The organism is Pseudomonas sp. NFACC39-1 (assembly GCF_900110355.1).
Lineage (GTDB): Bacteria > Pseudomonadota > Gammaproteobacteria > Pseudomonadales > Pseudomonadaceae > Aquipseudomonas > Aquipseudomonas tehranensis.
The window spans coordinates 35,928-43,634 of the sequence record NZ_FODL01000023.1 but is presented as its reverse complement, the minus strand read 5'-3'; the positions used below and the strand labels follow the sequence as shown (position 1 = coordinate 43,634).

Below are 7,707 nucleotides of genomic sequence, written 5' to 3'. Positions count from 1 at the left end.
TTGCCCGGATCGTATTCGCTCTGCTGAAAGGGCAAAGCGAATACCAACCAAAAGCGGCTTGAGGGCTTCCCCTCAACCATAGAATCTCCCACAGTTGAGCGGGGTGCTGCTGATGCATGCGGTCCAATGTGGGAGCGGGCTTGCTCCGGGCGGCGATCCGACGAAGGCAATCTATCAGGCGCCGCTCACCATCGAAGCCTGTGCAGTGCGCAGCGCATGCCGATTACCCTTGAACAACACCAAGGTGGCAATCAACCCCAGCACTGCCGCGCCACTGAGCCAGATCCCCGGCGCGGCCTTGTTGCCCAGCACATGGATCAGATAAGTGCAGGCCGCTGGGGTAAACCCGCCGAAGGTCGCGGTTGCCAGACTGTAGGCCAGGGAGAAGCCGGTGGTGCGCACTTCGAGCGGCATGATTTCCGTCAAGGCGACGACCATGGCGCCGTTGTACGATCCATACAGGAATGACAACCACAATTCCACGATCAGCAAATGACTGAAGCTGGGGTTCGCCACCAGCCAGGACAGCGCCGGATATGCCGTGAGAATCGCCAGAATAGTCGCGCCCAGCAGCAAGGGCTTGCGTCCGATCTTGTCGGAAAATGCGCCCATCACCGGCAGCCAGAAGAAGTTCGACAGCCCGATGCATACCGTGACCAGCAACGCATCCAGGTCCGACAGGTTCAATTCGGCTTTACCGAAGGTCGGCGTGTAAGCCGTGATCAGGTAAAACGACACCGTGGTCATCACCACCAGCGCCATGCCCGCCAGGACGACGCCGAAATTCTGACCGATGGAACGGATGATTTCCGATAGGGTAGGGCGATGTTTTCTCGCCTGGAACTCAGGTGTTTCTTCCAGTGAGCGACGGATCACGAATATCACCGGCACAATCATGCAACCCACCAGGAACGGCACGCGCCAGCCCCATTCGCCCATCTCTTGGGGACTCAGCCAGTGATTGAGGCCCACGCCCAACAGACCGGCAAACACGACGGCCGCCTGCTGACTGGCGGATTGCCAACTGACAAAGAAACCCTTGCGTCCCGGCGTGGAAATTTCCGCCAGGTACACCGACACACCACCGAGCTCAACACCGGCGGAAAAGCCCTGCAGCAATCGCCCCAGCAGCACCAGCAGCGGTGCCGCCACGCCGAGGGTGGCGTAACCCGGCACACAGGCGATAAGCACCGTGCCGGCGGCCATCATCGCCAAGGTGATGATCAAGCCTTTGCGGCGGCCGTGCCGGTCGATGTAGGCGCCGAGAAAAATCGCCCCCAACGGGCGCATCAAGAATCCGGCGCCAAATGTGGCCAGGGACAGCATCAGCGAGGCGAAAGCACTGTCGGTGGGGAAGAACGTCTTGGCGATGGCCGTGGCGTAGAAGCCGTAGACCATGAAGTCGAACATCTCCAGGAAGTTGCCGCTGACAACGCGAAAAATCGCCTTGCCGTTGCTCGTGGTGGAAGACATGGGTCGGTACTCACTCTGACAATCTTGTATGGAGGCGCTGCACGCTGTGGGGGGGCTGCCTGTGGGAGCAAAGCTTGCTCGCGATGAACGAAAACGCAGCCTTGTAGCTGGACCGTGTCGCATGCATCGCGAGCAAGCTTTGCTCCCACAGGTTCGCGCATGCACGCGCTGAAGCCCATAATGGCCGGCGCGGTTTTGAGGGGGGATGAAGATTTGTTAACTGGACGGTGGCTGGGGCTTGTGGTGTTGGTCGGGGTTCTGGCCGGCTGCGGCAATGGCGACACCCTGGAGCGCTTCGATGGACCGACCATGGGCAGTCATTATTCCATTCGATACGTCAGGCATTCCGCCGGGCCCGGTCCGAAAGCGGTGCAGGCCGAGGTGGAAAACATCCTTGCCGAAGTGGATCGGCAATTCTCGACCTACCGCAGCGACTCGGACATCGAGCGTTTCAACGCGCTGCCTGCTGATAGCTGTCTGGTCATGCCCGGTCCGGTACTCGAACTGATCGGTGTGGGTGAGCAGTTGTCAGCCCAAAGCGACGGTTCTTTTGACCTGACGGTGGAACCGCTGCTGAATCTGTGGGGCTTCGGTCCTCAATCCCGAGAAGAGAAAGTGCCGACCGCGGAAGCCTTGGCCCAGGTGCGCCAGCGCGTCGGGCAGGGTCATTTGCGCATCGACGGCGACCGGCTGTGCAAGGACGCCGCGGTGGAGGTCGACTTCAACAGCATCGCTGCGGGCTATGCCGTCGACCGGATCGCCGCCAGACTCCAGGCCCTGGGCATCGACAGTTACCTGGCCGAAGCCACCGGTGAACTCAAGGCTGCCGGGCGTAAACCCGACGGCTCGGCCTGGCGCATTGCCCTGGAGGAGCCTCGGGATGACCGGCAAGTGGCTGAGCGTGTCATCGAAGTCAACGGCTACGCAGTCTCGACGTCCGGTGACTATCGTCGTTATTTCGAACAGGACGGGGCGCGTTACTCCCACACCTTTGATGCACGTACCGGTGCCCCGGTCCTACACAACCTGGCGTCAGTCACGGTGATTCATCCTTCGGCGTTGATGGCCGATGGACTGTCGACGCTGTTGCTGATTCTCGGTCCCGAACGGGGTTGGGACTATGCCCAGAAGCATGGCAACGGGGTATTTTTCGTGTTGCGGGACAATGACCGTTTCATCGTTCGCACCAATGAAGCATTTGAACGGATGACGGTCGGAAAAACCCAATGATGACAGCGCTGTGAAAGCATACCTGTGGCGAAATAGCGCAGGCAAAACTAGCCTACGACGCGACCAAGGGGTAATGTGCGCGGCGTTGACGCTTCTATAGACTGTGGCCGGGCTCGTGAACCGGCCTGAAAATTGTTCCTTCATGTCGCTGGCCGGCATGATTTAGCCGTGGTGCCAAGTGTGGCGTCGCGGCCTGTTCTGAGGAGTACGCATGGCTGTCTACAACTACGACGTGGTGGTATTGGGTTCCGGCCCGGCGGGAGAAGGCGCGGCAATGAACGCCGCCAAGGCAGGGCGCAAGGTCGCGATGGTCGACAGCCGTCGGCAGGTCGGTGGCAACTGCACCCACTTGGGCACCATCCCGTCCAAGGCCTTGCGTCACTCGGTCCGGCAGATCATGCAGTTCAACACCAACCCGATGTTCCGCGCCATCGGCGAGCCGCGCTGGTTCTCCTTCCCGGACGTGCTCAAGAGCGCCGAGAAGGTGATCTCCAAGCAAGTGGCCTCGCGCACCGGTTACTACGCCCGCAACCGGGTCGATGTGTTCTTCGGCACCGGCAGCTTTGCCGACGAGCAGACTGTTGAAGTGGTGTGCGGCAATGGCGTGGTCGAAAAGCTGGTGGCCAAGCACATCATTATCGCCACCGGCTCGCGCCCGTATCGTCCGGCCGATATCGATTTCAACCACGCACGTATCTACGATAGCGACACGATCCTGAGCCTGGGCCATACCCCGCGTAAGCTGATTGTCTACGGCGCCGGGGTGATCGGTTGCGAATACGCCTCGATCTTCAGCGGCCTCGGTGTGCTGGTGGAACTGGTGGATAACCGCGGCCAGTTGCTGAGCTTCCTGGACTCGGAAATCTCCCAGGCCCTGAGCTATCACTTCAGCAACAACAACATCACCGTGCGCCACAATGAAGACTACGACCGCGTCGAAGGCGTGGACAACGGCGTGATCCTGCACCTCAAGTCCGGCAAGAAAATCAAGGCCGACGCCTTGCTCTGGTGCAACGGCCGTACCGGCAACACCGACACCCTGGGCCTGGAAAACATCGGCGTGAAGGTCAACAGCCGTGGCCAGATCGAAGTTGACGAGAACTACCGCACCTGCGTGACGAACATCTACGGCGCCGGTGACGTGATCGGTTGGCCGAGTCTGGCCAGCGCCGCCCATGACCAGGGCCGTTCAGCGGCCGGGAGCATTGTCGACAACGGGAGCTGGCGCTTCGTCAACGACGTACCGACCGGCATCTACACCATTCCGGAGATCAGCTCGATCGGCAAGAACGAGCAGGAACTGACCCAGGCCAAGGTGCCCTATGAAGTGGGCAAGGCCTTCTTCAAGAGCATGGCGCGGGCGCAGATCGCCGGAGAGCCGCAGGGCATGCTGAAGATCCTCTTCCACCGCGAGACGCTGGAAGTGCTGGGCGTGCACTGCTTCGGTTATCAGGCGTCGGAGATCGTTCACATCGGCCAGGCGATCATGAACCAGCCGGGCGAGCTGAACACGCTGAAATACTTCGTCAACACGACCTTCAACTACCCGACCATGGCCGAAGCCTATCGGGTAGCGGCCTATGACGGGCTCAACCGGCTTTTTTGAGCGGCTCCGGCCGGTGGCCTGAGCCGGCCGGGGAGACCGATTTCAGCAATTCTCGAGGGTGGCAGTGGCCAAACCGGGAAAGTCTGTAATCAGGCTGTCAACGCCGAAGTCGGCGAGCCTGCGCATCAGCGCGGGTTCGTTGACGGTCCACACTGATACATGCAACCCCTGACGCTGGGCCTTGATCAGGCGTTCCGGCGTACACAGCGTCCAGTTGAGGGCCAGAATCTGGCAACCGTAACTCTGCGCGACCTTCAGCGGGTCGAGCCAGGCGTATTCGGCCACCAGTCCGCGGGCGATGTCCGGGGTCAGGTCCAGGGCAGCTTTGAGCACTTCCCGGGAGCTGGAGGTGATGGTGATTTTGTCCAGCAACCCGAAACGCTGGGCCATTTCGCGGATTCCCAGCACGGTGGCAGCGGCGCGGGTGCGTGAGGCACTCTTGACCTCCAGTTGCCAATGCTCGAAATCACATTTTTCGAACAGCTCCTCCAGGCGCGGGATCGGGCACGGCTTGATCCAGCCCGGGCCACCCTTGCGCGCATCGTAGGTCACCAGCTCGGCGGCCGAATGCTCCACGACCTTGCCCCGGCGATCGGTGGTGCGCTTGAGGGTCGGGTCGTGGATCACCATCAACTCGCCGTCCATGGACAGGTGCAGGTCCAACTCGCATCGGCGCACGCCGTGCTTGAGGCACTCCTGGAAACCGGTCAGGGTATTTTCTGGCGCTTCGCCCTTGGCGCCGCGGTGGCCATAAATGAGGGTCACGGTTCTTCCTTATTGGTGCCGGATTCGTTCAGTTCGCGCGCCAGGCGCCGCTCTTGCGCCTGTTTCTGCAGGATGTAGCGGGCCAGCAACTGACGCTGGGCGTCGGTGGGGCGTTCGAACTCGGTGCCCACGTCGTAGCCATCGCCCTTGGGGTCGCAATGAGTCACCCGGGCCCGCAGCAACAGCCCCAGAGCCTGGGGCATCAGCACCATCTTGATCGACAGATGCGCGCCGACGGCAATGGGGGTGGGGTATTGGAAGTCGATACCCCCTTCGGAAATGATCACCGGCTGCGGCTCGCCGATCTCGCCGAGCGCGGTCAGGGCAATGACCTGGCTGAGCAGGTCGATGCGTTTGTTCATCGCTTTGAGGTAAGCCGTGATGCTACGCTCGCGCTCGCTGATCTGGCGCAGCAGGTGTTGCGATTCGAATTCGCTCAGGTGCAATTCGCTGAGCAGATTGAACAGTGGAGAAGCATCCTGCAACACTTCCTGGCCAGCAGCTTCAGGAATGGAGAGGGGCCGAATTTCCAGTGCGATCGTGTCCTCGATACGGTAGTATTCGCGGCGATCTTCTTCATCTAATGTCGACATGGCGAACCCATGGTAGCGGCGGTGGTCTGAGTGTAAAGCTGGTTTGTGACCCCCGCCACAAGGACGTTCCTTTTCCCTCCGAACAAGCCCCGACATGTTCAGACCTCTCTTCGTATTTATCGGCACGCGTTATACCCGTGCAAAACGTCGCAATCATTTCGTATCGTTCATTTCCCTGACTTCAATCATCGGACTGGCCCTTGGCGTGGTCGTGATGATCGTCGTGCTGTCGGTGATGAACGGCTTCGACCATGAAATGCGCACTCGCGTGCTGGGCATGGTGCCCCACGCAACGCTTGAAACCGGCGAAGCCATCAGCGACTGGCCGAGCCTGGCCGCCAAGGTCAAGCAGAACCCGCAGGTGCTGGCGGTTGCGCCGTTCACCCAAATGCAGGGGCTGCTGACCAACAACGGCAAGGTTTCCAAGGTCTTGCTCAATGGCATTGACCCCGGGCTTGAGCGGCAGGTGTCGATCATCGACAACTTCATGCAGCAGGGCCAACTCGACGACCTGGCGCCCGGCAGCTTCGGCATCGTCATCGGTGACAAGGCCGCGGCCAAGCTCGGCGCGGCCATCGGCGACAAGCTGACCTTCGTGGCACCGGAGGTCACCGTGACCCCGGGCGGTATGTTCCCGCGTATGAAGCGCTTTACCGTGGTCGGCATTTTCCATGTCGGCGCCGGCGAGTTGGACGGTTACCTGGGCGTGACCAACCTTCAGGACCTGGCCCGTTTGCATCGCTGGAAGCCGGACCAGGTCCAGGGCCTGCGCTTGAAGTTCGACGACCTGTTTCAGGCGCCGCGGGTTGCCTGGACCATCGCCCAGCAGCTCGGCGAAGACCGTTACTACGCCCGGGACTGGACGCGCACCCACGGCAATCTGTACCAGGCGATTCGCATGGAAAAAGCCATGATCGGCCTGCTTTTGTTGCTGATCGTCGCCGTGGCGGCATTCAACATCATCTCCACCCTGGTGATGGTGGTGAACGACAAGAAGGGCGACATCGCCATCCTGCGTACCCTCGGCGCCACGCCGGGGCAGATCATGCGGATCTTCATGGTCCAGGGCACGGTCATTGGCGTGATCGGCACCCTCGTCGGTGCCTTGGTCGGCATGTTTGCCGCGCTCAACGTCAGCGCTGCGATTGCCGCCCTCGAAGGCCTGATCGGGCACAAGTTTCTCAACGCCGACGTGTACTTCATCGACTACCTGCCGTCGCAGTTGCAGACAGACGATGTGTTGATGGTCTGCGGCGCCGCGTTGGTCCTGAGTTTCCTCGCCACCCTGTATCCAGCCTGGCGTGCCGCGCGCACCCAGCCTGCGGAGGCGTTACGTTATGAGTGAGTCGGGTATGAGTGAAAAAGCAATCTTGAGCTGCCGTAACCTGGGCAAATCCTACGAGGAGGGTCCGGAGTCGGTGGTGGTGTTGTCGGGCTTGCAGTTGGAGCTGCATCCGGGCGAACGTGTGGCGATTGTCGGCACCTCCGGGTCGGGTAAAAGCACTTTGCTCAATCTGCTGGGCGGCCTCGATACGCCGACGGCCGGCAGTGTCTGGCTGGCGGGCGAAGAGCTCTCGGCGCTGAACGAGAAGGCCCGTGGCCTGCTGCGCAACCGCTCCCTGGGTTTCGTCTACCAGTTCCACCATTTGCTGCCTGAGTTCACCGCCCTGGAAAACGTCTGCATGCCGCTGTTGATCGGCCGCACCGCGATTCCTGAAGCCCGTCAGCGCGCCACGGCGTTGCTGGAGCGGGTAGGGCTGGGTCATCGCCTGGAGCACAAGCCGGCCGAGCTGTCCGGTGGCGAGCGCCAGCGCGTGGCGATTGCCCGGGCTCTGGTCAACAAGCCTGGGCTGGTGATGCTCGACGAACCCACCGGCAACCTCGACTCCCACACCGCCCAAGGCATTCAGGACCTGATGCTGGAGCTCAGCACGTCGATGCGCACCGCGTTCCTGGTGGTGACCCACGACATGAACCTGGCCCGGCAGATGGACCGCGTCCTGCACTTGCAGGAAGGTTGCCTGACGCCCATTTGACCGA

General features: G+C 61.3%; 7 protein-coding genes. 4 read left to right on the top strand and 3 right to left on the bottom strand.

Annotation, left to right across the window (positions count from 1 at the left end):
- Positions 1-174: 174 nt before the first annotated feature.
- On the bottom strand, positions 175-1,473 hold the full coding sequence (locus BMY45_RS26355) for an MFS transporter (RefSeq protein ID WP_092403241.1): 1,299 nt from the start codon (positions 1,471-1,473) through the stop codon (positions 175-177).
- 180 nt (positions 1,474-1,653) lie between these two features.
- Between BMY45_RS26355 and BMY45_RS26350 the strand changes: the two genes are divergently transcribed.
- Both BMY45_RS26350 and sthA read left to right on the top strand, forming a co-directional pair.
- Positions 1,654-2,703, top strand: a complete 1,050-nt coding sequence (locus BMY45_RS26350; protein ID WP_256573681.1) for an FAD:protein FMN transferase — start codon at positions 1,654-1,656, stop codon at positions 2,701-2,703.
- A gap of 211 nt (positions 2,704-2,914) precedes the next feature.
- A complete protein-coding gene (sthA, locus tag BMY45_RS26345; protein WP_047227219.1) occupies positions 2,915-4,309 on the top strand; it encodes a Si-specific NAD(P)(+) transhydrogenase in 1,395 nt (464 codons plus the stop codon).
- Positions 4,310-4,351: 42 nt separating this feature from the next.
- On the opposite strand, the gene BMY45_RS26340 is transcribed toward sthA, so the two are convergent.
- Together BMY45_RS26340 and BMY45_RS26335 are read right to left on the bottom strand one after the other, a co-directional pair.
- The gene (locus BMY45_RS26340; RefSeq protein ID WP_092403237.1) at positions 4,352-5,074 is read right to left on the bottom strand and encodes a glycerophosphodiester phosphodiesterase; all 723 of its coding nucleotides are present in this window, start codon (positions 5,072-5,074) and stop codon (positions 4,352-4,354) included.
- Positions 5,071-5,667, bottom strand: a complete 597-nt coding sequence (locus BMY45_RS26335) for a PilZ domain-containing protein (protein ID WP_092403235.1) — start codon at positions 5,665-5,667, stop codon at positions 5,071-5,073. Before BMY45_RS26335 ends, BMY45_RS26340 begins: the two co-directional genes overlap by 4 nt.
- Positions 5,668-5,761: 94 nt before the next feature.
- Here BMY45_RS26335 and BMY45_RS26330 point away from each other — a divergent pair, with 94 nt between their 5' ends.
- Together BMY45_RS26330 and lolD are read left to right on the top strand one after the other, a co-directional pair.
- Positions 5,762-7,012 carry a lipoprotein-releasing ABC transporter permease subunit gene (locus BMY45_RS26330; RefSeq protein ID WP_092403233.1) on the top strand — a complete coding sequence of 417 codons (1,251 nt, stop codon included), beginning with the start codon at positions 5,762-5,764 and terminating at the stop codon, positions 7,010-7,012.
- Between the two features lie 7 nt (positions 7,013-7,019).
- Positions 7,020-7,703: a lipoprotein-releasing ABC transporter ATP-binding protein LolD gene (gene lolD, locus BMY45_RS26325; protein WP_162843734.1), complete on the top strand. Its 684-nt coding sequence runs from the start codon at positions 7,020-7,022 to the stop codon at positions 7,701-7,703.
- The last annotated feature ends 4 nt before the right edge of the window (positions 7,704-7,707 follow it).

Excerpts from the sequence above, each read along its gene's own strand:
- lolD (WP_162843734.1), top strand. The coding sequence starts at position 7,020 with ATGAGTGAAAAAGCAATCTTGAGCTGCCGTAACCTGGGCAAATCCTAC.
- BMY45_RS26350 (WP_256573681.1), top strand. The coding sequence starts at position 1,654 with ATGGCCGGCGCGGTTTTGAGGGGGGATGAAGATTTGTTAACTGGACGG.
- BMY45_RS26355 (WP_092403241.1), bottom strand. The coding sequence starts at position 1,473 with ATGTCTTCCACCACGAGCAACGGCAAGGCGATTTTTCGCGTTGTCAGC.
- BMY45_RS26330 (WP_092403233.1), top strand. The coding sequence starts at position 5,762 with ATGTTCAGACCTCTCTTCGTATTTATCGGCACGCGTTATACCCGTGCA.
- BMY45_RS26335 (WP_092403235.1), bottom strand. The coding sequence starts at position 5,667 with ATGTCGACATTAGATGAAGAAGATCGCCGCGAATACTACCGTATCGAG.
- sthA (WP_047227219.1), top strand. The coding sequence starts at position 2,915 with ATGGCTGTCTACAACTACGACGTGGTGGTATTGGGTTCCGGCCCGGCG.